Genomic DNA, 24,238 nt, shown 5'->3' on the forward strand with positions numbered 1-24,238 from the left:
CGGGGCCGCGCGCGTTCAGCGCAACGCCAGCAGGGACAAGACGCGGTGGCGGCTGACGCCGGCCAACGCGGGGATGACTTCGAATAGGACTTGTTCGCCGTCGGGGCGGTTGAGCCTGGCGTTGAAATCGCCGGCAAACGAACGCGCCCAGACTTCCTCGTTCATGCGCGAGAGCGCCTCGATCGAACGGCGCGCCTCGGCAATCGCCGCCTTCACCGACGCGCGCGCCTGCGCGACCTGCTCCATCGCCTGCACCAGGAACTGCAGGCGCTGGCGCACCGACGCGTGGTCGCTGCCCGGCGCCGGCTGCCCGTCGAGCAGGCCGGGCTGCGCGTCAAGGCGCAGCCGCTGCGGCACGCCGGCCGGCAGGCGCACGCCGCCGCCGCTGGCGGCGAAACGTTCGCGCAGCTGCGGCCACGCTGCCTCGCCAACCGAAAACGCGAGCTCGCCCGCGTCGTCGAGTGCCGCCTGCACGCCGGAGGGCATCAGCGCACGATTGAGGTCGCGCAGCAGGGTGTCGAGCGGCCGATTGTCGCCGACCGCGACCTGCGCAGGCGGCTTGCCGGCGCCGTCCGCGTAGAATAACAGGGTTTCCGCCTTGCCCTCACGCAGACTCGCCAGCTCGAAGCCGCGCACGGTGAACGGCTGCCTCGCGTCGCCATTCAGGCGCAGGTGCAGCTGGTTGTCCAGGCTGCCGCCGCTTTTCGCACCGCGTTCGCGCCACGCCTCGCGCACCCTTTCTGCCATCGCCTCCATGTCCGAAGGGTCGATCTCGCGCTCGGAGAGCTGGCGGCCAAGCTCGCCCTTCATCGCCTGCATGCGCAGGTAGAGGTCGTCCAGGTAGTCGAGCGAGCGCTGCGCCGAGGTCAGCTGGTCGTTCAGCTGCGCGCTGTAGCGCCAGGTCGCAGGCTCGCGGTTGCGCGGCGCGGCCAGCGGCGCCTTGGCCGCCTCGGTGTCAAGCGGGCCGATGCCGGCGGCCGGACGCGGCGAGACGGCCTGGTCGGCACGGTAGCGCGCGCTGCCACGGCCCTTGTCGAGGGAAGAAATCGGCAGGCTCATCGCATCACACCACGTCGAACAGCGTCAGGCTGCTGATCTTGCCGTAGGCCTTCTGGCTCGCCTGCAGCGCCATCGTCCAGGTATTGAGCTCGAGGTAGGCGCTCGCGTAGTCGAGGCTGCCCAGTTCGCCGACCACGCCCTGGTTGGCGAGGCTGACGTTCTCGTGATTCTGGTCCATCACCGACAACGTGTTCTGCGCGCCGCCGATGCGCGCCATCTTGCCGGTGATCGCCTCGAGCCCCGCGTCGACCTGCCCCAGCGCGTCGCGCAGCCCCGCGCTCACATCCGCGCCGGGCACCGGGTTCTTGATCGAGTCCACGGCCTTGTCCAGCGCGTTCAGGAGGTCGGCCATTTCGGAGAGCGTAGTATTGGCCGGCTGCTTGACGCCGTCGCCGACCAGCACCTCCTGCAGGTTCTCGTTGCCGCCGAAGCTGTAACGCGTGCCGGGCGCCGCTGTCTCGTCGAACAGCATCGCGGCCGTGCCGGTGGCGGTCCCCGAGAAACGGTAGCGTCCGTCGCCGTCCTTGCTGTTCGCGCTGTAAAGGAGGCTGTCGCGCAGCGACTCGAGGCTGGTCGCCATCGCCGCGAGGTCGTCCAGGCTGTTGTTGCCGTCCGCCGCCCACACCAAAAGGTCGCGCGCGGCCTGCGTATCCGACTTCATGCCGTCCAGCAGCGCCTCGTCGGTCGACAGCCGGGAATTGAGGGTCGAGATGTTCTCGCGGTACTGCGCGAGCGCCGCCTCGTCGCGCTCGAGGCGCAACAGGCGCAGGCTGGCGATCGGGTCGTCCGACGGACGCAGCAGCTTCTTGCCGCTGCCCATCTTGATGATCAAATCGGACATCGTGCCCTGGCTTTGCTGCAGGGTCAGGGCCATCGTGGTCTTGAACTGTGTGCTCGAAATGCGCATATCCGCCTCAGAAGATCGCCAGCGTGCTGTCAAACAGGCTGTTGGCCACGGCGACCACCTTCATGTTCGCCTGGTACATTTTCTGGAATTCCATCAGGTTGATCGCCTCTTCGTCCTGGTTGACGCCGCTGGTGGCCGACCAGTTGTTCTCGGCCTCGGCACGCACCACCTTGGCGGTCTCCAGCCCGGCGTCGTTCTGCTGGCTCTGCGTCGCCAGCCGCGACAACAGCTGCGCGTAACCGTCACCCAGCGTCACCTTGCCCAGCCCGGGCAGGTCGATCTTCTTGTCCTTGAGCGCGATGATCACCTGCAGGTTGCCACTGTCACCGGGTGCGCCAGTCGCCGAAAACGCCAGCTCGTCCGCCTTGATCTTGGCGATCTCGAGCCGCCCCTTGCCCGCGTCGAACACGAACAGCGGCGCGCCCGCTTTGCCGTTGAGGTCGAAGCCCTTGCCCAGCTGCGCGTTGACGTCGTCGGCGAGCGTCTGCATCAGCGTGCGCACGCCGTCCTGCATCGGGCGCAGCACCTGGGTCTCGTATTCGTTGAGGCCGCCCAGGCGGCCGCCGACACGGTCGCTGGCCAGCGGGAACTTCAGCTTGCCGAAGGTGAAGGTCAGCGTCTGGCTGCCGTCGGCGTTGTCCTTGGCCTCGAGCACCGACGCGGTGTTGCCGACCACCAGCGGCTGGCCGTCGGGCAGGGTCACCGTCTTGCTGCCGTCCGGCTGGTTGACCACCCGCACGTCGAGCATGCCGGCGAGCGCGTCGATCTGGCGGTCACGCTCGTCCATCAGGCCCGCGGTATTGAGCCCGGCGGCCTCGCCCGCGGCGATCTCGTCGTTGAGCCTGGCGAGGGTGCCGGTCAGCGTGTTGATCTGACCGACGATCGCGCCGCGCTGCTCGCGCAGCGCCGACATCTGCGCGTCGGTGACGCCCATCAGGTTGTTGGCGCGGTGCGCGAGCGCCTGCGCCGACTCGATCACCTGCTGGCGCAGCGGGATGGAACCCGGCTCGGCGCTGGCCACGTTGAGCGACGCGTAGAACTGGTCGAGGCCGACCGACAGGCTGGTGCCCTCGCTGCCGGCCACCTGCTCGAGCTGGCGGAAGAAGGGCTGGCGCCCCTCGTGGTAGCCCAGCCGGGTGTTGGCCTGCCACATCTGCAGGCTCTTGTATTCGTCGTTGTAGCGGCGCATCGACACCACGGTCACCCCGTTGCCGGCGTCGCCCGCCTGAGCGCTGCGCGGCACGCTGGCCGCGAGCAGCACGCCCTGGCGCGAATAGCCGGGCGTCAGCAGGTTGGAGAGGTTCTGGCTGGTCGCGTGCAAGCCCGCCTGCGCGGCGAGCGCGCCGGAGAGGGCGTTATTGATCATGCGCATCGGTATGGCTTTCCTGCGTGCGGTGGAACGGGGCGCGCAGCGGCGGCGCGAACGCGGCCAGCGCAGCCCCGTCTGCATGGGCTTGCTGATTCAAGGCGACCGCGCCGCCGGCATTCTTAAGCGGCTCGCCGAGCAGGTCGCGCACGATCATGTCGGCAAGGCCGAACTGGCGGGTGCGCGCGAGCGCGTCGGCAACCGCCGTGTCGGCAATATCGAGCATGTCGCGGTTGACCGGGTTGGCGAACAGCCCGTCCGGGCCGGACAGCGTGCGGGTCGCCTGGCGCATCTGGGCGAGCATCTGCCGGATGAACTGCGCTTCGAAGGCCTCGGCGGCCTTGTCGACCTTCGCGCGGTACTCAGCGTCGGCCGCGGGCGCGACCGGTGCGCTGCCTTCCTTATCGGCTGCCGGGACAGTGTTCAGTCGGGTTTCAAGGCGCATCTCAGATCACCACCAGTTCGCCGTAGATCGCGCCGGCCTCGTCGAGCGCCTGCAGGATGGACATCACGTCGTCCGGCGTCGCGCCGGTACGGTTGATGGTGTCGACGATGGTCTGTAACGACACGCTGGCCGGCCAGCGGAACATCCGCCCCCCGCCCTGGTCGACCGACACGTCCGAATTGGGCGTCACCACCGTCTGCCCCTGGCTGAACGCGCCGGGCTGGCTCACGTCGCTGCGTTCGGAAATCACCACGCGCAGCGCGCCGTGCGAGACGGCCGCCGGGCGCACCTTGACGCCCTCGCTGACCACCACGGTGCCGGTACGCGAATTGAACACCACCTTGGGCAGGTTGCCGCCGACCTCGACGTTCAGTTTCTCCAGGCGGGCGACGAAGGCGACGCGCGCGGTCGGGTTGGTCGGCGCCAGCACCTCGATGGTCGTCGCGTTGCGGGTCGACGCGATCGACCCGTGCTGGCGGTTGATCGCGTTCACCACATTGGTCGCCGTCTCGAAGCTCGGCCGGCGCAGGCTCAGGCGCACCGTCGGCCCGTCCTCGAAATCGGACGGGATTTCGCGCTCGACGCTCGCGCCGTTCGGGATGCGCCCGGCGGTCGGCGTATTGACGGTGACCGAGCTGCCGCTCGCCCCCTGCGCCGACAGCCCGCCGATCACCACGCTGCCTTGCGCGAGCGCGTACACCTCGCCGTTGGCCGCCTTGAGCGGCGTCAACAGCAAGGTGCCGCCGCGCAGGCTCTTGGCGTCGCCCAGCGAAGACACCGTCACGTCTATGGTCTGGCCGCGCCCGTAGCCGGGCGGCAGGGCCGCGCTGACCATCACCGCGGCGACGTTCTTGACCTTGGTCTCGCGCCCGTCCTGGTTCAGGCCGAACTGCTTGAGCAGGTTGGCGACCGACTGGCCGGCGAACTTCACCTGCGACTTGTCGCCGGTGCCGTCCAAGCCCACCACGATGCCGTAGCCGATCAGCTGGTTCTCGCGGATGCCCTCGACGTTGACGAGGGTGCGCAAGGGCTGCGCGAAAAGGTGCGCGCCGGGCAGCACGCACAGGAGAAGGGAGAGGACGAGGCGTCGCATGGCAAGGCTATCCGGTGGGTACGCGCCGTCAGAACGGCATCAGCGGGCTGGTGAAGAAACGGGTCAGCCAACCCGCGGAATTGGCGTCGTGCAGCACACCGCGTCCCGAGTACGCGATGCGCGCGTTGGCGATGCGCAGGCTGGAGACGCGGTTGCCGGCGTCGATGTCGTCGGTGCGCACGAGGCCGGCCAGTTTCAGGTACTCCTCGCCCTGGTTGAGCGCGAGCTGCTTCTCGCCCTTGATCAGCAACAGGCCGTTGGGCAGCACCTTGTGCACGACGACGGTCAGCGCGCCGGACAGGCGGTTTTGCTGGGTCGAGCTGGACGAGCCATCGAAACCGCGGTCGGCCTCGATGCCGACGGTGGTGTCGTAGGTCTTGTTGCCGATGACCAGCGGCTTGATCTGGGCCGTCGACTCCTTGCCGAAGCTGGTGCCGGCCTTCTTGCTCGCCTGCGTCGCCTCCTCGAGCAGCACGGTCAGGATGTCGCCCGGACGGAACGCGACGCGGTCGCTGACCAGCGCCGGGCTGCCGTACTCGGAGAACACGCCGCCGCCCTTCGGCTTTTGCACGCGCAGCATCTCGGCGGGCAGGTCGGCGTCGACCTCCGGCAGCGGCGCCGGCACGAACTGCGCGCAGGCGGCCAGCTGCAGGACGGCCAGGGCGGCAAGAAGACGCCTCATCGGACCGAAGCCGCCAGTTGCTGCATCATGTTGTCGGCGGCCGACAGCACCTTGGTGTTCATCTCGTAGGTGCGCTGCGCGGCGATCATGTCGACCATCTCCTCGACCACCTGCACGTTCGAGCCCTCGAGCGCGCCCTGCTTCAGGCGGCCGAGCGCATCCGAACCGGGCGCGCCGGTGGTCGGCGTGCCGCTGGCGGCGGTTTCCTGGAACAGGTTGTCGCCCAGCGCCAACAGGCCGGCCGGGTTGACGAACTGCGCAAGTTCGAGCTGGCCGACTTCGGTCATCGTGACGGAATCGGCCTCGCTGACCGACACCACACCCGTTTCGCTGATCGACACCTTGGTCGCGTTGGCAGGCAGGGTGATCTCGGGCTGGATGGCGAGCCCCTGCGCGTTGACGATCTGGCCGTCGGCGTTGACCTGCAGCTGCCCGGCGCGGGTGTAGCCGGTCTCGCCGTTGCCCATGCGCACCTGCAGGAAGCCCTGGCCGACGATGGCGACGTCGAGCGCCTGCGAGGTGGTCTGGATGCCGCCGGTGGTGAACACCTTCTGGGTGCCGACCACGCGGGTGCCGTTGCCGACCTGCACGCCGAACGGCGCGCTGTTCTCGTCGTCGACCTGCGCGCCGGGCTGGCGCTCGACCTGGTAGAAGAGGTCCTCGAACACCACGCGGTCGCGCTTGAAACCAACCGTGTTGGCGTTGGCGAGGTTGTTGGCGATCGACGACAGGCGCGCGTCCTGCGCGGCCAGACCGGTCTTGCTGATCCACAAAGCGGGGTTCATCTCTTTCTCTCCTGCTCGTTCAGCCGCGGATCAGGCGGTTACCCGCGTCGACCATCTCGCCGGCTGAAGAAAAGACTTTCATCTGCATTTCGAAACTGCGGTTGAGCGCCATGGTGGCGATCATTTCCTCGACCGCCGAGACATTGCTCTGCTCGAGGTAGCCCCCCTTCACGCGTACCGTGTCGTCGGCGGCAAACGGCGCACCGTCGCGCGCGACGAGCAGGCCCTCCTCGCTCTTGACGAGGCTGCCCTCGGGCGGACGCACCAGCTTTAGGCGGTCCACCGGCACGAGTTCGGTCTCGCCGGCGGCGAGCACCGAGATCTCGCCGCTGGCCGACACCGACACCTGCGTCACCGACGGCGGCAGGGTGATCGGGCCGCCGTCGCCGAGTACCGCGCGTCGGCCGACGCGCAGCACGCCGTCCGCGTCGACCTCGAAGTGCCCGGCGCGGGTATAGCCCTCGCCGCCTGCCGCCTCGACCGCCAACAGGCCATCGCCGTCGATCGCGACGTCGAGGTCGCGGCCGGTCTGGCTGAGCGTGCCGGTGGCAAGGTTGACCCGGGAAGGCGCGTGCGTCGCCTGGTGGCGCGCATCAAAGCCGTAGCCGGGCACCGCCTGGCTCGCCGCCGCCTCGATGTCGGCGCGAAAGCCGGTGGTGCCGGCGTTGGCGAGGTTGTTCGCGCGCACTTCCAGCGCCTTGAGCGCCCGGTTCGCCCCGCTCATCGCGGTGTAGATCAGCGCGCTCATCAGATCGCCTGCATCAAGGCCTGCACCACCTGGCTCTGCGTCGAGATCACCTTGGTGTTGGCCTGGTAGTTGCGCTGCGCGGTCATCAGGTTGACCATTTCTGCGGTCAAGTCGACGTTGGAACCCTCGAGCACGCCGGCAGCCAGCTGGCCGACGGTGCCGCTGCCCGGCGTCGAGATCAGCGCGGCGCCGGACGCGGGGGTGTCGGTCCAGCTGGTATCCGACGCGGCAGCCAGGCCCTGCTCGTTCGGGAAGGACGCCAGCGCGACGACGCCGACTGCCATCTTCTGGCCGTTGCTGTACTGCGCGGTGATCTCGCCGTTGCTCTCGATGCGCACGCCGGTCATCGCGCCGGACGCGTAACCGTTGGCCGCGTTGGCCGTCGTGCTGTGCTCGCCGGCGAACATGGTGGTGCCGGTGTAGTCGAGGTTCAGCGTGATGTCCGCCGCGCCGGTCAGGCCGGTCAGCGTCAGCGTCTGGCTGGTGCCGCCGGTGAGCTGGCCTTTCGCGTCGAACGTCAGCGCCGAGGGGGCACCGGCCAGCGGCTTGCCGTTGAGGGCATAGTGCACGCTGACGGTGTTGTCGTCCTTCTTCACGAAGTACTGGGTGACCGTGTGCTTCTCGCCGCGCGAATCGTAGACGGTGGACACCGACGACGCGTTGAAGGTCGACGGGTCGGCCGCGTCAAACGCCTTGGCCGGCACTTCCCAGCCGGCAGACATATTGCCCGCGTACTTCAGCGCGTCGCTGGGCATGGCCGGGATCTGGCCGGTCGGCACCTGGATGTCGCCCAGCGCGCCTTGCGCGCCGGTCGCCGACATATTGAAGCCCTGCACCTTGCGGCCGTAGCTGTCGACCAGGAAGCCGTCCTTGTCGGTGTTGAAGATGCCGACGCGGGTGTACTGGTTGGCACCGTCCGCGCCGCGGGTGATGAAGAAGCCCTTGCCGTCGATCGCCGCGTCGAGCATGCGCCCGGTCGAGGTCAGCGAGCCGCCGCGGCCGATGTCCTGCTGGGTCGAGCCGACCCCGACACCCATCGCCTGCGCGCCGACGTAGACGGCGGAGAAGTTGGTGCGGCCCATCTTGTAGCCGTAGGTGCTGGCGTTGGCGATGTTGTTGCTGATGCCGGAGAGCTGGCTGCTGACGGCGTTGATCCCGGACAGGGCGATTTCGAAACTCATGGTGGACCTCAGGCGGCGCGGGCAGCGGCGGGCTTGCCCAGCAGTTGGGTGACATAGGAAGCAGGGAACTCGCCGATGCCGGCCAGGCGGACCAGCGGTTCGCCGCCGCCGATAGGCAGGCGCACGCTTTCGATCTTCGCCTCGACCTCGAGCATCGCCTTCTTGCCCGAAGCGGTCTTCACTTCGACGCTGTAGCGCCCCTCGGGCAGGCCGAGCGCCTTCGGGTCGACGCTGAAGGCAGACTCGCCCTCGGCACGCTCGCCCAGCGCCACCTCGTGGCGCTGGCCATCCTCGCCGGTGAGCACCAGCGTGACGTCCTTCTCGGCGCCGGTCAGCGTCAGCCGCCCCGAAACCGCGTCCCCGGAGAGGTCCATCGCGTCGACGGTGACCATCGCCTGCGAGCCGACCAACCCGCTGAGCGACAGGCCTTGCAGCTCGCGCAGCAAAAGGCTGTGCGCGCCCAGCTCGGAGAGCATGTTCTGCGTGCTCTGCAGCTGGTTCATCTGCACCAGCTGGTTGACGAACTGAGCCGGGTCGGCCGGCTCGAGCGGGTTCTGGTTCTGGATCTGCGCCAACAGCAGCGTCATGAACATCTTCGACGTCTCATCCTGGCCCGGCTGCGGGGTGACGGGCGCGCCTGCACCCTGCGGCGACTTGGATTGCGCGCCGGCAAAGCGCGCGTCGTTGAGCATCATCAGTTTTCTCCGAGCTTGAGCAGGTCCTGCTGCATCAGCTTCACGCGCGCCATCACCTCGACGTTGGTCTGGAAGGCACGCGAAGCGGACAGCATGTCGGTCATTTCCTCGACCGCATTGACATTCGAGTAAAAGACGTCGCCGTTGGCGTCGGCCAGCGGGTGGTCCGGTTCGTGCGCCTTGCGCATGGCTGCCTGGCTTGGCACCACGTCGAGCACCTGCACACCGGCCCCCTGCCACTGGCCGAACGCCTGCTCGCCCCGGTACACGGTAGCGAACACCGGCTTGCGCGCGCGGTAAGCGGCCGGTTCGCTGCCGGCGGCTGTCTCGGCGTTGGCAAGGTTGCTCGCCACCGCGTTCAGCCTTACCGTCTGCGCGGTCATCGCCGACGCGGCGATGCGGGAAATATCCTTGAAACCCATCGTTATTGCCCCGCGATGGCCTTGGCCAGGCCGCGCATCTTCATGTTGAGGAAGGTCAGGCTGGTCTGGAAATCGCTGACGTTCTGCGCAAACTCCGCCTGCTCGACCGACAACTCGACCGTGTTGCCGTCGCGCGAAGGGTGGAACGGCACGCGGTACATCAATTCGTCCGCGCCGTCGCCGCCGGCCGCACCGAGCGCGCTGGCGAAGTCGATGTCGCGCGCCTGGTAGCCGGGCGTGTCAGCGTTGGCGATGTTGGACGCCAGCACCTCGGTTCTTTGCGCGCGCACGCGCAGCGCGTCGGGATGCACCCCGAGCGCCTTGTCAAAAGCGATGCCCATGATTGCCTGATCTCTCCGTGTCCCCTACCATTTGCCGAAAAGCTATTCAATTCCGGCCACATTTAAAGGCGGATACTAATAATCGACACCCAATGCGTATATGTAAAAATTACCAACTCGCGGGACTGGCGTTCACACTCGCCCTCTGCGGCCTACCTGCGCACGCTGCCTCGCCCGACGCCGCCGAGGCGGTGCGCGCCGAGCTTGTCAGGCTCGCCCAGGCGCGCGGCGCACGGGACGTGCAGGCCGAAGTGACGCTGACCCCGCCGGCCACCCCCTGTGCGGCCGGCTACCGGGTGACGTTGCCCGCGTCGTTCGCGCTGACCCGTTTCGAGGTGGAACTGCACTGCGGCAGCGATACGCGCGGCCACGTCGCCCGCGCCAAAGCCAGCGCGCCGCAGGTCGTGACCCGCACCCCACTTGCCGCCGGTTCGCCTCTGAACCCCGACGCACTGACCCTCGCAAGGCAGGCGCTGATCCGGATCGACGACGCACTGTTCCGCACCGAGGATGCGGCAGGCATGAGCAGCCGCAGCCCGCTGAAGGCGGGAGCGGCCTTGCGGGCTAGGCGCCTGCAGGCAAGCACGCTGGTGAAAAGGGGTGAGGACGTGGAAATCGTCGCCCGCCAGGCTGGCGTCGAGGTCAGGGTCGCGGCTCAGGCGCTGGCCGCCGGCAGCCGCGACGAAGTGATCCGCGTGCGCAACCTGGCCAGCGGCCAGGTCATCGACGCACGGGTAAGCAGCAAGGGAGAAGTGGAGCCGGTCGTACGCTGACGCGCAGCAGGCCGGATCAGTCGCGCCGGGCGAGCAGCGTGTCGACGCGGCTGGCGACCTGCGCGAGCTTGTCGGCGTAGCGCGGGTCGGTCGCGTAACCGCCGCGTGCGAGCGCGTCGGCAAAGCGGCGTGCGTCGCCCCCCGAGCCGAGCGCCTCGCGGTAGCGGGCGCTGCCGGAGAGCAAGGCGGTGTAGTCGTCCATCGCGTCGGCCACGCTGCCGTAGCTGCGGAACTGCTCGACACGCTTCACGTCGCGGCCGTTTTCGTGCTCGGTGGTCATCGCATCGGCCGCGCCGCCCTGCCAGCGGCCGCCGGCCTTGATGCCGAAAAGGTTGAAGCCCGGCTGCCCGTTGGCGCCGGGCAAGGGCGAACGCCCCCAACCGGTTTCCAGCGCGGCGTGCGCGATCACCAGGCCTGGCGACACGCCGAGTACGCGGGCCGCCTTCTGCGCGTGCGGCAGCAAGCCATCGACAAAAGCTTCGGCCGACTCGCCAAGGCCTACGTCCGGTAGCGGCCCCTCGGCGGCCGCGCCTACCTGCCCGGCCAGCGCACGGCTGCGCAACCACGCGCCTTCCGCGCTCAGGCAGGCAGCGGCCGGCGTACCCGCAGCAAGCGGCTGCGCCACCGAGCCGCGCTCGATGAAGTCGATCGCCTCGGCACGGATGCGCGCACCCTCGGCGCTGAAATCGCCCGCTTCGGCCGAACGGGCCACGCCCGCCGGCGCAGACAGCGGCGCAAGCCAGCCGTCAACCTGCCTGGTAAACATCACTCTCCCCGTACAGCACGCGACCGACCGCCTCCTGCTGGCGCATGAAAAACTCTCCGTTGCGCAGGTTGCGCGCCCGGCACGCCTCGACCGCGTCCGCCAGCGCATGCCACGCCTGCCGGCAGCGCGGACCGGCCGGTGCCGGCAGGCCCGAAAGCACCTTGTCGACCGACAGGGACTCGCCCTGCGGCATGAGCGCACGCACCAAGGCCTCGCGCCGGCAGCGCGAGGCCTCCAGATGCTCGCCCTGCGCCAACACCCGGTCAGCTGCCGCCTGCAACTGCGCGGGCGCGCCCGAGAGCGCCGCCTGGAACTGCGCGTCAAGCAAATCGCCCAGCTGCCGGTAAGCAGCCAGGTCGTCGACGATATTGCGGGCCAGCGCGCGCAGCTGCTCGCCTTGCGTCATGTGCGCACGCCGTGGAATTGCTCGATCAGGCCGGCGAGACGCTCGGCGTCAAAACGCACCTCGCCGCGCGCGATCGCCGCGCGCACTGCCTCGACCCGCTCCAGGTCGACTTCGGGCGCCTCGCGCAAGGCCTCGCGCGCTCGCGCCAAGCGGGCACCCTCAGGCGTCTGCGCCGAAGCGGCAGAGACTGCAGCCGGCGTCCCCTGCGCGCTCTTGGCCTGCGCGGGGCGTGTCGCGGTAGTCTGGGCGTGCGTGGCACGCAGTTGCGGGTTGATCTGCATGGTCAATCAGGCCTCGGGGTCGCTCACCTACTGACAAGGCGACCACAAACAGCGGAATCTTAAAAGTTTTCGGGCAAGGGGCGCTCGATGATGATGCGGCGGTTCTCCTGACGGATATAGCCGCCGAACACCAGTTCCTTCAGGATGCGGGCGACCATTTCGCGGGATGCGCCTATCATGTCGGCGATGTCCTGCTGGGTCAGCGGCTTGCGCAGCATGCAAACGCCGCCTTCCTCCACGCTCATCCGCTCGAACAGCAAGCGCACGCGGGTGTAGACGTCCATCAGCGCAAGCTGGCGTGTCTGTTTGGTCAACTGGCGGATGATGCCGACCAGGCGGAACATCAGCTCGCCGCGCACGCGCGGACAACTGGGCAGGCCGTCGACCGATCCGAAGAAGCGGCACAGCATGTCACGCCCGAACTCAAGCAGTAAGGCCGCCTCGTCCGACACGCAGCCGCACTCCTGCGCCATGCAGTCAATATACGAGACCAGCCCTGGCATCGCGCCGGCGCGCGCCACCGCGTTCACCAGCCTGCGACCCTGACCGTCCGTCACGAAAAACTGCACGCTGCCGTCGAGCAGCAAGTAGACCCGATCCGCGTCGTCGCCCTCGACAAACAGCAACTCGCCGCGCGCGAGGGTGCGCCGCGTCGCCTGCGTCGCCAGTTGCGCGAGCAGATCGTCAGCCAGATGGCTGAACAGCGGCGCCTGGCGCAGCAAACCGGCCACCCCGTTGTCAAAGGTGAAGTCAAGCGCGCCGGGCAGGCAGCATGGGTCGGTCAGGGCATTCATCGGCACGGCAGTCGGCAATTAGGGACAACGCCGATTCTAATGCGAGAATAATAATCTATCAAATAGACATTATTTGCACGCATGAATAATTTAAAAAGAAACCACTAGCGCAGATCACCCCGCAACGCCTCGACCTCGCCTGCTGCCGGCAACACCAGCGACTTATCCTGCGCCGGCGTCGGCGACTGCGGGCCGAACATCGCCGAGATGGCACCGGCCTGCTTGCCGGTCAGCACCAGCAATTCGATGCGCCGGTTCAGGGGCGCGGTTGGCCGGGCCGGGTCCAGCGGGGCACGCTCGGCCATGCCGACCACCTGCAGCACCGCCTGCTCAGGCATGCCGCCGGCAAGCAGGTCGGCACGCGCGGCCAGCGCCCGGTTGCCGGACAAGGCCCAGTTACTGAAAGTGGCGCCTTCGCGCGCGCGGTACTGCAGGGCGTCGGTATGGCCGACGATCATCAGCTGGTTGTCGATGCGGGCGAACATGGCCCCCATCTCGCCAAGCAAGGCCTTGAAGCGCGGCGTCGTCTTCGCGCTGCCCAGCTCGAACATCCCCTCGCGCTCGGTGTCGTGCAGCATCACGCGCAGCCCCCAGGGGGTGACCACCGTCTGCAGATGGCCGGCAAGCCCGGCCTCGACACTCATGTCGGACAACTTCTTGGCGAGCGCCTTCATCTGCTCGGGCGTCTCGTACGACACGCGAGCGCCGCTTTGCTGCGGCGTCACCGAAGGATGGCTGTTGTCGCGCACCGCGCTGTTGGCGGTGTTCTCGCTGCCGCGCGGCCCCGGCACCGGATCACGCGGGATCAGGCTGCCTTTCGGGTAGTAGGCGTCGTGCCCCACCGCGCGCGCCGACCCCTCGTTGACCGGAGAGCCGCCGCCGGAGAGCAGCACCTTCTCGATCTCTTCCTTGTCGCGGGCGGCGAGCACCCACAGCAGCATGAAGAGGCACATCAGCGCCAGCACGAAGTCGGCGAACGCCACCTTCCACGCGCCGCCATGGCCGCCTTCTTCTCCGCGCTTGCTGACCTTCTTGATGATGGTCTCGTCGTGACCCTGTTTGCCAATCGCCACGGCAGCTCCTTACGCGGACTCGAGGGCGTTGATCCAGCCCTCCAGCTGCGAGAAGCTGGGCTTGGTGTTGAGCTGCACCAGGCGCCGCCCGGCGTCGATCGCCAGCAAGGGCGGCTTGCCCGCGGCGTGGGTGGCCAGCACCACCTTCACCGACTCGAAATTCGACAGCTCCTGCTTGACCATCTGGTGCAGCATGTTGCTGATCGGGTCGAGCACCGCGTAACACAGGAAGATGCCGATGAAGGTACCGACCATCGCCGCGGCGACCTTGGCGGCGATCTCGGCGGCACCCGCGCCTTCACCCACGCTGTTCATCGCCATCACGATGCCAAGCACCGCTGCCAGGATGCCGAAGCCCGGCATCGCCTCGCCGATCTTGTGCAGCGACTTGGACGGCTGGTTAAGCTCTTCGTGGATCGCGTCGATTTCCTGCTCGAGCACGCTCTCGAGCTCGTGCGAACTGATCTTGCCCATCGCCATCAGGCGGAAATTGTCGACGATGAACGCCATCAGCTTGGGCTCGGCGAGTACCAGCGGGTAGCGCTGGAACAGCGCGCTTTGCTGCGGCGCTTCGACATGCTCGTCCAGCGCCTTCAGGCCCTGGCTCGCGGTGATCAGGAGCTCGTACATCAGGAGCAACATCTGGCGCTGGAACTCGGCGTCGTAGCGCTTGCGCCCGGCTAAGCCTGCCAACTGGCGCCTGAGCTCGGTCAAGACGTGCGCCGGGTTGCCCAGCACCAGCGCCCCCAGGCCCGCCCCGCCGATGATCAGGAGCTCGACCGGCTGCCAGATCACCGAAAAATCGCCGCCGTGCATGGCGAAACCGCCAAACACGCACACGACCACGATCAGGACCCCCATTAACTGCTGCATACTTCCCTTCCCGGCCCGCTTACGCCGCGGCCAAGTGCTGGCGCATCCTGGAGAGCGCCTGCTTGTTGATCTGGCACACCCGCGCCTCGGTCAGCCCGAGCACCAGCGCGATTTCCTTCAGGTTCAGCTCAAACTCGTAATAAAGCTGGACCACCTGCTGCTCCCGCCCGGACAGAACCGACAGCGCATGCACAAGCTCGCTGCGCAATTCGATTTGCCGCTCTGGCGACGCGTCGCCCGCCTGGTCGAACCCGGCGGCGAGCAAGGCGTCGAAACTCGCCATCTCCTCGGCGTTGTCGGCCAACAGCAGCGCCTCGTACTCGTCTTCGTCCATATCAAGCGCCGCGAGCACCTCGGCACGCAGCGGCACGCGCCCCATCTCGCGGGTCAACGCGCGAACCGCGTCGCGTACCCGGTGCGCGTCCTGGCGGACCGAACGCGGCCGCCAGTCAATGCGGCGCATTTCGTCGAGGATGGCGCCACGCACGCGCAGCGTCGCGAAGCCGGCAAAGGCCTCGTCCGGCTCGCCGTAGCGGCGCAAGGCGTCGAGCAGCGCCATCAGGCCGATCTGCTCCATGTCGTCGCGCCCCATCAGCCCCCCGGCCTGCGCACCCAGTTGGCGCACCACCCGCCTGACCAGCGGCGCGTGCTGCTCAAGCAGGATGCCCTCGTCAGCCAGCGTGATCTGCGGGGTGTCGTAGCCGAGTTCCATGCTTACTCGATGATCAGCTTGCCGAACATCACGGCGGAGAAAGGCGCCGGACGCCCCTCCCTCTGGTAGGCGGTAGCGAAGGCCTTACCCAGCCGCACCTGGAAGTCTTCGATACGCATCGCGCGGGCCTCCGTGGCGTCCAGCGCGGACAGGCTCTGCACGGCAATGCTGCGCAACAGCGGCATCTCCGCCTTCAGGCGGGCAAGGTCCGGCTCGCCGGTACGGAACACCAGGTCGGCCGCAAGGTAAGTCGGCGCGACACTGTCCCCGGGACGCAGCATCACGATCAGCTTGTCCAGACCGACGAACTTGTCCTGCGCGACCACCTCGGGTGCTGCTGCGGACGACGCGCCCTGCCGCAGGAACCACCACGCGCCGCCGCCCCCGACCAGCACCGCCAGCAAGACCACGACCACCATCAATTTCTTGTTCATGCCAAACCCTGCTTGCTGCTTGCGTAACCGCGGTCGCCACGCTCGGCCCCCGCCCATGCATCCTCGTCGAGCGCACGGCCCGGCGAGCGCGGGTTGCCCTCCTGGCCCTGCCCCTGCCCCTGGCCCTGCCGCTGCTGGCCGGAGCCTGCCGCGCCCTCGCGCACCTCGACCGTCACCTGCGCGTACTGCCGGTTGCCCAGGTCCTGCCGAAGCAGGTCGCTGAGCACCGAGAGCTGGCGCGCGACCTCGGCGTTGGACGCGGTCAACTGCACGCTGAGCACGCCGGCCTCGTGCCTGAGCGCGATCTCGACGCCACCGAGATTGGGCGGATCGAGCCGGATCAGCGCGCGGTCTATGCCGTGCGCGCTCTGCACGGTCAGGCGCTCGCCCAGCGCGGCGCGTAGCGGGTCCTGCCACGCGGCACTGCGTGCGGGCAGGCTCAGCGGTGCCCATTCGGGCAGGGGCTGCCCCCCCTGCGCGGCGTGCGGCGCCATCACCGCGCCTGCTGCGCCAGCCACCGGCACGGCCGGCAGCAAGAGCGCGCGGCCATCAGCCAGGAGCTCCGGCGCGGCCGCACTCTGCGGAGCAAGCGCCGTGGCAAGGTGTCTTTCCGGGCGCGGGCTGCCGCCCGCCTGCTCTGGCTGCCCCGCCGCTACCGGCGGCAGGCCGGTTGCCGCGGCGTTTGCGGCAAGCTCAGCCAGCGAAGTTGCGGGCAGCGCTGCGGACGCATGGCGCCCCTGCGCCGCCGGCAAAGTCACCGGCGTGGTCACAGGCGCGGCCATTGGCGGCATGTTCGGCATCGCCGCGACAGCTGGCGGCGTCGGGACCAGCATGGCCAGCGGCACACCGGCCAACGCCCCTGTCGCCAGCGACGCATCCGCCTCCGCTCCTTCCGCGTCAACCTGAGCCATCGACTCGCCGGGCGCGACCACCGGCAGCGGTGCAAGCGCCGCGAACAGCACATCGAAGGCGCCTGCCGGTGCCTCTCCCTCGCCGGGGGCGACCTGCGGTACCGTCGGCTGTACATCAGCCGCCTGGCGGCCAGGGACCTGCATCGGGGAGATCATTGTTCTTCCTCCTGAAACGCCGCGTAGGCGCGCTGCACCGTTTGTGCCTGGGCCATGCCGTCCATTTGCGCGCGCAGCACCGAAGCCCGTTCGCGGCAGGCGACAATCGCGTCGCGGTACGCTTCGCACGCCTGCTCCAGCGCTACCTTGTCCGAAATGCCCGGCCCCGCCGACAGGCGGCGCGCAAGCTCGACATCCAGCCGGCCAAGCGCGTCCCAGTCGCAGCGATGGACCGCCTCGCGGACATTCTGGGCAACCCGTTTCAGGTCAAGCGGCGCCTGCATGCTTGTCCCGTACGCCGACCCAGCCGCCGCGGATGGTCTCGAGCAGCGAGACCACCTCGTCGAGGCCCGCCGCGTCCATGTCGACCGACGCCTGGTACAGGCGGTACGCGCAGTAGTCGTAGAGGCGCGCCAGGTTGGTCACCACCTCGCCGCCGTTATCAAAATCGAGTGCGCTGGAGAGGCCGTTCAGGATGTTGATGCACTTCTCGATGCTCTCGCCCTTCTCGGCAAAACGCTTGCTCGTCATGTGGCCGCGCGCGCGCGCCAGCTCCTCGAGCAGGCCGTCGATCAGCACCAGCACCAGCTCGAGCGGGGACGCTGCGTGGGTACGCGCCTCCAGGTCGACGGCGTGGTAACTGCGGTAACCTTCTTCGTAACTCATTGCGTGGTGTCCTTGCGGTCGGCTCAGGCAAAGTAGCCGTTCATCATTTCCAGCGTGCGCGACATCTGCACCTGCATCGCCTGCAACTGGGTGTACTGCTTGAGGTAACGCTGGAAGGCCTGGTCGTACTGGCGGTCGATCGCGTCCTGACGCTTGTCCAGCGTCTTCTGCTGGGCGTCTTCACTGTCCTTGCGCCGTTTGATCAGCCCGTCGGTACTCTTGAGCCAGGTGTCCATGTAGTCGGTCAGTTTGGAGAGCGAGCCGCTCTTGCCGTCGGTGCCGCCGAAGTAGCGGTCGAGCACGGACGGATCCTTGGCCAGCGCCTTCTCCAGCTTGTCCGCGTCCAGCTGCAGGCTGCCGTCCCGGCTGGCGGACAGTCCCAGGTCGGCCAGTTTCACCCCGTCGTACACGCCCCGCGTCAACTCGTTCAGCTTGCTGCGCAGCGCGCGGATCGCCGAGTCGTTGGCGAGCGGCCCGGCCTTCTTGCCGGACTCCGCGTTGCCCGACGCGGTGATCTCGTCGAGTTTCTTCACCAGCGTGTTGAACGCGTCGACGAAGGCCTGCACGTTGCCCTTGGTGTCGTCCTGGTTGCGGGTGACGTCCAGCTGCAGCGTCTCGCCCGGCTTCATCGCCTGGGTGAACGTCATGGTGACGCCCTGGATCGCGGTGAACTTGTTCGAGTCCTGCCTGATCTCGACGCCGGTCGTCTCGCCACCGAGCATCACGATCGCGTCCTGCGCGCGGTTGAGTTCCTTGAAGTTGGCCGCGTCCGCCAGCTTGCCGGCGAGTACCGGGTTGTCGCTGGCCGACAGCGTGACCGCGTGCTTCTCGCCGGTCTTGCCCGACGAGAGCACCAGCTGGTCTTCGCCGCCCACGCTGACGACCATCGCGCTGACCTTGCCCGCGTTGCCCTCCGCGCGGTTGATCGCCAGCGCCATTTCCTGCACCGACAGCACGCCGTCCTTGTCGTTGTCGGCGGCAGAGAGGTCGACGTCGAACGTCTCGCTGCCCTGCCCGACCGTCAGCTTGCCCGCGGCATCGCTGCCGGCGAGCTGGCCGTACGAGACCTGGTGCGCGGTCGCCACCTGCTTGACGAACAGCGAATAGCTGCCCGGCTGCGCCTGGCCGGTCGCGGTCACGCTGCCGACGCCCTCCTTGCTGAACGAGGCGCCCATCGCAACCATGCTCTTCTTGCGGGTCAGATCGCCGAGGCTCGTCTTGAACGCCTGCATCGACTTTTGCAGGTCATTCAGCGCGTCACGCCGCGCCTTCAGTTGGGCACTCTTCATGTCGACCGCCTGCTGCGGCTTCTGCACGAAGATCTGCGCCATCTGGGTCGCCATCATATTGGGGTCGAACATGGTCAGCTCCTTCAAATTCCGAGCGCGCGCACGCGCACCAATACCCGACTCTCAGCGACAAAAAACCGGTTTTTCTTAAACAAAAGGTGAATCTTCACACTCAAGCGCCGCCGCGCAACCAGGCCTGCGTCGCCATCTCGTCGGTACGTTTCTGCTCCTGCCGCTTGAGGTGGGTCGCCAGCAGGTCGGCACTTTGGGCACGCACCTGCGCGAGCGCCTCCTGGCGCAGGCTGGCCGCACGCAGCGCCTCGGCCCCCTGCCTGGCCTCGGCCTCGGCCAGCGCCAGGTCCTGCGCCTGCGAGGCGCGCAGCACCTGCAGGTGGTCCTTGTAACCGGCGACATTGAGGGCGAGCGCCGGATGCGCCTGCGCGCCGCTGGCACCGACCGCGTCGCGCAGCGCGTCCATCCGCGTCAGCGTGTTGCGGTAACGCGCCTTCAACCGCTCCTTGGCCGCCAGTTCCGTCTGCAAGCGGTCGACCTCCTGCTGCCTGAGCCTGAGCATCAGCCCCAGACGGTTCACGTGTTCTGCCGTACTCATGCGCCCACCAACTGGGCCATCGCCTGCCAGCTCGCATCGAGGCTTCCCGCCTCGCCGGCGTCCTGGCACAGCAGGGCGTCGATCGCCGGCATCGCCGAGACCGCGCGGTCGGTCTGCGCGTCGGCGCCGGCCACATAGCCGCCCAGCGGGATCAGCGCGCGCACCTCGTGGTAGCGCGCCCACAAGCCGCGCAGCGCACGCGCGTGTTCGCGCACCGGCCGCGGCGCGACCTGCCCCATGCAGCGGCTGACCGAGCGGCCGATGTCGATCGCCGGGTAGTGGCCGCGCTCGGCCAGTTCCCGGCTGAGCACGATGTGGCCGTCGAGGATGGCGCGCGCGGTGTCGACCACCGGGTCCTGCTGGTCGTCCCCCTCGGCGAGCACCGTGTAGATCGCGCTCATGCTGCCCTCCCCCTCGCCGTTGCCGGCGCTCTCGGCCAGCGCGGGCAACAGGCCGAACACCGACGGCGGGTAGCCGCGCGTCGCGGGCGGCTCGCCCAGCGCCAGCGCGACCTCGCGTCTGGCCATTGCGTAACGGGTCAGCGAGTCGACCAACAGCAGCACGTTCTGCCCCTCGTCGCGGTAATGCGCGGCGATGGCGTGGCACAGTTCGGTTGCCTTCAGGCGCATCAGCGGCGACTCGTCGGCCGGCGCGACCACCAGCACCGCCTTGGCCAGGCCCGCTTCACCCAGCGCATGCTCGACAAACTCGCGCACCTCGCGGCCGCGCTCGCCGATCAGGCCGACCACCACCACGTCGGCCTCGGTGTGGCGGGTGATCATGCCGAGCAGCACGCTCTTGCCGACGCCGGAGCCGGCAAACAGGCCGACCCGCTGGCCACGGCCTATGGTCAGCGTCGCGTTGATCGCGCGCACGCCGACGTCCAGCGGGGTGTCCACCGGGTGCTTGCGCAAGGGGTTGATGCGCGGCGGGTGCTCGGCAAGCGGGTGGCTGCCGCCCAGCCTGCCCTTGCCGTCCAGAGGCTCGCCCAGGCCGTTGACGATGCGCCCGAGCCACGACGGGCCGATCATCAGCTGCCCCTGTTCGGGTGCGGGCTTGACGCGGGCGCCGGTAGCGAGGCCGACCGGCTGCTTGAACGGCATCAGGTACGACACTTCGCGCTTGAAGCCGACCACCTGCGCCTGCAGCCAGCTGCCGCCGGCCGTCTCGATCAGGCAACGCTGTCCGGTCTGCAAGGGGCAGCCCACACTCTCGAGCAGAAGCCCGGACGCGCCAACCAGCCGGCCGGTGACGCTGGCCAGCGGCACGTCGGAGAGTTCAAGACTGCCCAGCGCCTCACGCAGCATCGCCCGCCTCGTCGCTCTTGCGCTTGCGGGTGCGTTTCTTCGGCGCCGCGGGCGGTGCCTCGTCGCCCGCGTCCGCCGCCGTCGTGGATGCCGTATCCGGCGCCGGCGCGTCAGCCGCGGACGCGCCGCACAACTGTTCGCGCAGCCGCGCCAGGCACGCATCCAGCCGCTGGCGGCAACCGGCGTCCGCTTCGCTTTGCGCGGTGCGCACCCGGCACTCGCCGTGTGCGAGCGTCGGGTCGGCCACCAGGCGCCAGCGGGCAGCGCGCTCGGGCGCAAGCTCGAGGATGCGCGCGTACTCCTCGGCGTTGAGCAGCACTTCGACCTTGCCGTCGACCGGCGGCAAGGCCGCCAGCGTCTCCTCGACCAGGTCGAGCACCTGCACCGGCTTGAGCGCGAGCTCGCAGCGGATCACCTGGCGGGCGACCTTGCCGACCAGCTCGACCACGTCCTCGCGCAGCGCGAGCTGGTATTCGTCGAACAGCTTCTCGAAACGGGTCACCGCCTCGTCCAGCGGCGCGGCCGAGAGCGCAAAGCGCTCGAGCAATTCGGCGCGCGCGGCGTCGAAACCGGCCTGCCGGCCCGTCTCCACGCCCGCCTGGTAACCGTCGGCCCGGCCGGCCGCCTCGCCGCCGGCGTAGCCTTCGCTGTAGCCCGCGTCCATGCCCTGGCGGAACGCTTCTGCCGCCTGCGCCTGCAAGTCGGCGCCGAGCGCCGAGGGGTCGGCGATGGCGGAGAGCACCAGCGGCGGGAAACGGTAGGGGCGCCAGGCGGTCACTCGAGTACTTCCTCGGGGAAGAGCTGCAGGTCGATCTCGCCGGCGTCGGCCAGCGCCTTGACCTGCGCCATGATCTCGCCGCGCACCTCCTCGACCCGGCTCTTGGGCACCGGCCCCGAGCGGCGCATCATCTGCTCGAAGTTCTGCGCCTGGCGGCGCGGCATGGTCGCGAGCACCGCGTCGCGCACCGCGGGTTCGGCACCCTTGAGCGCGATCGCCCACTGCTCGAGCGCGACGGTCTCGCAGATACGCATCAGCACCGCCTCGGTCTGCCGCGACAGCACGAAGAAGTCGTACATGCGCGCCTCGATCTCGTCGACGATGGCCGGGTCGTGCGCGCGCAATAGTTCGATCATGCGCGCGCGGTCGCCCGGCAGGCGGTTGATGATGTCGGCGGTGAGCTGGCGGCCCTCGACCTGCGTGCTTTGCGTGTGCAGGTTCTCCAGGCAGCGGTTGACCAGCTCCTCGAGTTCGACCAAGAGTTCGCGGTCGACGTCGGACAGCCGCGCGATATTGACGAGTACGCTGTCGCGCGTCTCTTCCGGCAAGGCCTGCACCACGCGGCCGGCCAGCGCCGGCGGCAGGAAGGCGAGGAACACCGCCTGCATGCGCACATGTTCGGCGCCGATACGCACGGCCAGCCACTGCGGCGACACCCACTGCAATCGGGCCATCTTCGGACGGATCGCGTCGCCGTAGATGGTGTCGAGCACGCTGCTGGCGATGTCGCCGCCCAGCGCCTTGTCCAGCGTGCGCTTGAGGAAGCTGCGGCTCGCCCCGTGCACGCCGCTTTGCTCGCGGTACTCGTCGAAGAAGCGCTGGATCGTCGTCTTCACCTCGTCGACCTTGATGCCGGAGAGGCCCGACATGGTCTGCGTGACCTTCAACAGGTCCTCGCGGTCGAGGCAGCGCAGCACGTTGGCGGCAGGCTCCTCGCCCATGCACAGGAGCAGGATGGCCGCCTGTTCGATGCGGTCAAGCGCGACCGGCGCGCCGCCGACTGCGCCGTTAGGCAGGTTTTCTTCCATCTTTCTGTATCCATTGCTTGACCACTTCGGCGACACGCTCGGGTTCTTTCGCCGCGAGCTCCTTCAGGTGTTCGACCAGCACGTCAACGCTGGAGCCGGCAGGCGGCAGGTCGTAGTCCTCGAGCAGCGGCGAGACGACGTCTTCGCTGGCGTGAACCTGCGAGCGCTCGGCCACGGGCGGCAGTTTTGCCACGGCACCGGCCGGCAACGCCGCCGCCGGCACGCCGTCCTCGCTGACGGTGCGCTCGGGCGAGCGTTCGAAGCGGCGGCTGAACAGGCGGATGAAGGGCCGCACTAGCATGAGGTAGGCCAGCAGCAGGCCGAACAGCCAGGCGAGCGCGCGCGCGCCGTCCAGCCACAAGGCCTGCTCTTCCCACCACGGCGCCGCCGCGGGCACGCCGGCGAACGGCAGCACGCTGACCACCAGCGCGTCGCCGCGCTCGGCGTTTACGCCCAGCCCCTTCTTCAGGGTGTCCTCGATGCGGGCGATCTCGGCCGCCTGCCAGCCGCCCTTGGTCGGCGCGGCCGCCTGGTTGAGCATCACCGCGACGCTCAGCTGCTTGAGCTCGCCGCGAGCCTTCTTCACGTGCACGATATTGCGGTCGTACGCGTACTGGCGGGTCACCGCGTTGCGGCTGTTACCGGCCACCTCGCCTGCGGGTGCGGACGCGTCGGCGGGCATCGGCCGGTTGCTCAGCGAACCGGGCACGCCCAGCGCGGAGCGCTCGCTGCTGTTCTCCTCGCGCCTCGCCTCGTTGGTCACCTTGGGCGCCTCGCCGTATTGCTCGCGGGTTTCCTCGACGCGGTCGTTGTCGAGCGCGACGGTCACGCTCGCCTTGTAGTTGCCGGCCCCCACCACCGGTGCGAGCAGCGCGTCGATATTGGCGAGCGCCTCGTCACGCAGCCGCGCGCCGGACTCGCCGGCGGTGGCGGGCAGCCCGTCCTCGCCCAGGTCGACCCGCGCCGACAAGAGATTGCCGGCCTGGTCGACCAGCGTCACCTGCGAGGGCGAGAGCACCGACACCGAACCTGCGACCAGCTTGACCACCGAGGCGATCTGCTCGCGGCTGAGTGTCTGCCCGGCCTTGAGCGTCACCACCACCGACGCGGACGCCTTATCGGACGGCGCGGTGACGAAAGACGTCGCGCGCGGCAGCGACAGGTGCACCCGCGCGGCCGCCACCGGCTCGAGCGCCATCACGCTTTGCGCAAGCTCCCCTTCCAGGCCGCGCCGGAAGCGCACGTCCTGCACGAACTGGCTGACGCCCAGCGGGTCGTTCTGATCGAGCAGCTCGAGGCCGGCCGGCAGACGGGCGACCACGCCCTTGGCGGCCAGCTCCATGCGCACGCGCCCGAGCGCGTCGGCCGGCACCAGCACCTGGCCGCTTTGCGGGTGGATGCGGTAGGGCACCTTGGACGCGTCGAGCACCGCCATCATGTCGGCGGCGGACACCTGCTCGCTCTGGCCGAACACCGGACGGTAGCTCGCGTCGCTTCGCCACAGCCACAGAGACGAGAGCGCCGTGAGCAAGACCGTCGCGCCGAGTACCAGCATGAGCAGACGGCGCGACGCGTCGGACATCGGCGCGCGGCCCTTGAGCGCGCCGCGGGCCTGCCCCGCCAGCGCCTTGACCTGGGTGAGTGCGTTCATGGCCAC

Annotated in this window: 30 protein-coding genes; 1 reads left to right on the plus strand and 29 read right to left on the minus strand. The window is 68.7% G+C overall.

Going from position 1 to position 24,238, the window contains the following annotated elements; all coding sequences use genetic code 11:
• Window positions 1–15: 15 nt before the first annotated feature.
• From GZH52_RS08125 to flgB, 12 genes are read right to left on the minus strand one after another with little or no spacing between them, the layout of a single operon-like run.
• A complete protein-coding gene (locus tag GZH52_RS08125; protein ID WP_163315989.1) occupies window positions 16–1,059 on the minus strand; it encodes a hypothetical protein in 1,044 nt (347 codons plus the stop codon).
• Between the two features lie 4 nt (window positions 1,060–1,063).
• On the minus strand, window positions 1,064–1,966 hold the full coding sequence (flgL, locus tag GZH52_RS08130; protein WP_163315990.1) for a flagellar hook-associated protein FlgL: 903 nt from the start codon (window positions 1,964–1,966) through the stop codon (window positions 1,064–1,066).
• Window positions 1,967–1,973: 7 nt separating this feature from the next.
• Complete coding sequence (flgK, locus tag GZH52_RS08135; protein WP_163315991.1) at window positions 1,974–3,338, minus strand: flagellar hook-associated protein FlgK; 1,365 nt, start codon at window positions 3,336–3,338, stop codon at window positions 1,974–1,976.
• A complete protein-coding gene (locus GZH52_RS08140; protein ID WP_163315992.1) occupies window positions 3,322–3,777 on the minus strand; it encodes a rod-binding protein in 456 nt (151 codons plus the stop codon). Before GZH52_RS08140 ends, flgK begins: the two co-directional genes overlap by 17 nt.
• Window position 3,778: 1 nt before the next feature.
• Window positions 3,779–4,870: a flagellar basal body P-ring protein FlgI gene (locus GZH52_RS08145; RefSeq protein ID WP_163315993.1), complete on the minus strand. Its 1,092-nt coding sequence runs from the start codon at window positions 4,868–4,870 to the stop codon at window positions 3,779–3,781.
• A gap of 28 nt (window positions 4,871–4,898) precedes the next feature.
• Window positions 4,899–5,552, minus strand: a complete 654-nt coding sequence (gene flgH, locus GZH52_RS08150) for a flagellar basal body L-ring protein FlgH (RefSeq protein ID WP_163315994.1) — start codon at window positions 5,550–5,552, stop codon at window positions 4,899–4,901.
• Window positions 5,549–6,337, minus strand: a complete 789-nt coding sequence (flgG, locus tag GZH52_RS08155; RefSeq protein ID WP_163315995.1) for a flagellar basal-body rod protein FlgG — start codon at window positions 6,335–6,337, stop codon at window positions 5,549–5,551. Before flgG ends, flgH begins: the two co-directional genes overlap by 4 nt.
• Window positions 6,338–6,356: 19 nt before the next feature.
• Window positions 6,357–7,085, minus strand: coding sequence for a flagellar basal body rod protein FlgF (locus tag GZH52_RS08160; RefSeq protein WP_163315996.1), 729 nt, complete (start codon window positions 7,083–7,085; stop codon window positions 6,357–6,359).
• Window positions 7,085–8,266 carry a flagellar hook protein FlgE gene (locus tag GZH52_RS08165; RefSeq protein WP_163315997.1) on the minus strand — a complete coding sequence of 394 codons (1,182 nt, stop codon included), beginning with the start codon at window positions 8,264–8,266 and terminating at the stop codon, window positions 7,085–7,087. The genes GZH52_RS08160 and GZH52_RS08165 overlap by 1 nt, the downstream gene beginning before the upstream one ends.
• Before the next feature lie 8 nt (window positions 8,267–8,274).
• Window positions 8,275–8,961 carry a flagellar hook capping FlgD N-terminal domain-containing protein gene (locus GZH52_RS08170; protein ID WP_163315998.1) on the minus strand — a complete coding sequence of 229 codons (687 nt, stop codon included), beginning with the start codon at window positions 8,959–8,961 and terminating at the stop codon, window positions 8,275–8,277.
• Window positions 8,961–9,383, minus strand: a complete 423-nt coding sequence (gene flgC / locus GZH52_RS08175; protein WP_163315999.1) for a flagellar basal body rod protein FlgC — start codon at window positions 9,381–9,383, stop codon at window positions 8,961–8,963. The genes GZH52_RS08170 and flgC overlap by 1 nt, the downstream gene beginning before the upstream one ends.
• Window positions 9,384–9,385: 2 nt before the next feature.
• The gene (gene flgB, locus GZH52_RS08180) at window positions 9,386–9,724 is read right to left on the minus strand and encodes a flagellar basal body rod protein FlgB (protein WP_163316000.1); all 339 of its coding nucleotides are present in this window, start codon (window positions 9,722–9,724) and stop codon (window positions 9,386–9,388) included.
• Between the two features lie 92 nt (window positions 9,725–9,816).
• Between flgB and flgA the strand changes: the two genes are divergently transcribed.
• The gene (flgA, locus tag GZH52_RS08185; protein WP_163316001.1) at window positions 9,817–10,497 is read left to right on the plus strand and encodes a flagellar basal body P-ring formation chaperone FlgA; all 681 of its coding nucleotides are present in this window, start codon (window positions 9,817–9,819) and stop codon (window positions 10,495–10,497) included.
• A 16-nt stretch (window positions 10,498–10,513) separates the two neighbouring features.
• On the opposite strand, the gene GZH52_RS08190 is transcribed toward flgA, so the two are convergent.
• From GZH52_RS08190 to fliF, 17 genes are all read right to left on the minus strand, one after another.
• Window positions 10,514–11,263: a glucosaminidase domain-containing protein gene (locus GZH52_RS08190; protein WP_163316002.1), complete on the minus strand. Its 750-nt coding sequence runs from the start codon at window positions 11,261–11,263 to the stop codon at window positions 10,514–10,516.
• A complete protein-coding gene (locus GZH52_RS08195; RefSeq protein ID WP_163316003.1) occupies window positions 11,244–11,669 on the minus strand; it encodes a flagellar protein FlgN in 426 nt (141 codons plus the stop codon). Before GZH52_RS08195 ends, GZH52_RS08190 begins: the two co-directional genes overlap by 20 nt.
• A complete protein-coding gene (gene flgM / locus GZH52_RS08200) occupies window positions 11,666–11,950 on the minus strand; it encodes a flagellar biosynthesis anti-sigma factor FlgM (RefSeq protein ID WP_163316004.1) in 285 nt (94 codons plus the stop codon). Before flgM ends, GZH52_RS08195 begins: the two co-directional genes overlap by 4 nt.
• Before the next feature lie 59 nt (window positions 11,951–12,009).
• A complete protein-coding gene (locus tag GZH52_RS08205; RefSeq protein ID WP_163316005.1) occupies window positions 12,010–12,744 on the minus strand; it encodes a Crp/Fnr family transcriptional regulator in 735 nt (244 codons plus the stop codon).
• 104 nt (window positions 12,745–12,848) lie between these two features.
• Entirely contained in the window at window positions 12,849–13,817 is a 969-nt protein-coding gene (locus GZH52_RS17045) for a flagellar motor protein MotB (RefSeq protein WP_163316006.1), read from the minus strand.
• 9 nt (window positions 13,818–13,826) lie between these two features.
• Complete coding sequence (motA, locus tag GZH52_RS08215) at window positions 13,827–14,678, minus strand: flagellar motor stator protein MotA (RefSeq protein ID WP_239058063.1); 852 nt, start codon at window positions 14,676–14,678, stop codon at window positions 13,827–13,829.
• A 31-nt stretch (window positions 14,679–14,709) separates the two neighbouring features.
• Window positions 14,710–15,402, minus strand: coding sequence for a FliA/WhiG family RNA polymerase sigma factor (locus GZH52_RS08220; protein WP_163316008.1), 693 nt, complete (start codon window positions 15,400–15,402; stop codon window positions 14,710–14,712).
• A 2-nt stretch (window positions 15,403–15,404) separates the two neighbouring features.
• Window positions 15,405–15,836 carry a flagellar basal body-associated FliL family protein gene (locus GZH52_RS08225; RefSeq protein ID WP_163316009.1) on the minus strand — a complete coding sequence of 144 codons (432 nt, stop codon included), beginning with the start codon at window positions 15,834–15,836 and terminating at the stop codon, window positions 15,405–15,407.
• Window positions 15,833–16,903, minus strand: coding sequence for a flagellar hook-length control protein FliK (locus GZH52_RS08230; RefSeq protein ID WP_239058064.1), 1,071 nt, complete (start codon window positions 16,901–16,903; stop codon window positions 15,833–15,835). The genes GZH52_RS08225 and GZH52_RS08230 overlap by 4 nt, the downstream gene beginning before the upstream one ends.
• Window positions 16,900–17,187 carry a hypothetical protein gene (locus GZH52_RS08235; RefSeq protein WP_163316010.1) on the minus strand — a complete coding sequence of 96 codons (288 nt, stop codon included), beginning with the start codon at window positions 17,185–17,187 and terminating at the stop codon, window positions 16,900–16,902. Before GZH52_RS08235 ends, GZH52_RS08230 begins: the two co-directional genes overlap by 4 nt.
• Window positions 17,171–17,569 carry a flagellar export chaperone FliS gene (gene fliS / locus GZH52_RS08240; protein ID WP_163316011.1) on the minus strand — a complete coding sequence of 133 codons (399 nt, stop codon included), beginning with the start codon at window positions 17,567–17,569 and terminating at the stop codon, window positions 17,171–17,173. Before fliS ends, GZH52_RS08235 begins: the two co-directional genes overlap by 17 nt.
• A 23-nt stretch (window positions 17,570–17,592) precedes the next feature.
• Window positions 17,593–18,930 carry a flagellar filament capping protein FliD gene (gene fliD / locus GZH52_RS08245; protein WP_239058065.1) on the minus strand — a complete coding sequence of 446 codons (1,338 nt, stop codon included), beginning with the start codon at window positions 18,928–18,930 and terminating at the stop codon, window positions 17,593–17,595.
• A gap of 100 nt (window positions 18,931–19,030) precedes the next feature.
• On the minus strand, window positions 19,031–19,468 hold the full coding sequence (gene fliJ, locus GZH52_RS08250) for a flagellar export protein FliJ (RefSeq protein WP_163316012.1): 438 nt from the start codon (window positions 19,466–19,468) through the stop codon (window positions 19,031–19,033).
• Complete coding sequence (gene fliI, locus GZH52_RS08255) at window positions 19,465–20,775, minus strand: flagellar protein export ATPase FliI (protein WP_163316013.1); 1,311 nt, start codon at window positions 20,773–20,775, stop codon at window positions 19,465–19,467. Before fliI ends, fliJ begins: the two co-directional genes overlap by 4 nt.
• Entirely contained in the window at window positions 20,765–21,553 is a 789-nt protein-coding gene (gene fliH / locus GZH52_RS08260) for a flagellar assembly protein FliH (protein ID WP_163316014.1), read from the minus strand. Before fliH ends, fliI begins: the two co-directional genes overlap by 11 nt.
• A complete protein-coding gene (locus GZH52_RS08265; protein ID WP_163316015.1) occupies window positions 21,550–22,581 on the minus strand; it encodes a flagellar motor switch protein FliG in 1,032 nt (343 codons plus the stop codon). The genes fliH and GZH52_RS08265 overlap by 4 nt, the downstream gene beginning before the upstream one ends.
• A complete protein-coding gene (gene fliF / locus GZH52_RS08270) occupies window positions 22,562–24,232 on the minus strand; it encodes a flagellar basal-body MS-ring/collar protein FliF (RefSeq protein WP_203525680.1) in 1,671 nt (556 codons plus the stop codon). Before fliF ends, GZH52_RS08265 begins: the two co-directional genes overlap by 20 nt.
• Window positions 24,233–24,238: the final 6 nt, after the last annotated feature.

It is taken from the genome of Crenobacter caeni, from assembly GCF_010435965.1.
In the GTDB taxonomy this organism is placed as follows: Bacteria; Pseudomonadota; Gammaproteobacteria; order Burkholderiales; family Chromobacteriaceae; genus Craterilacuibacter; species Craterilacuibacter caeni.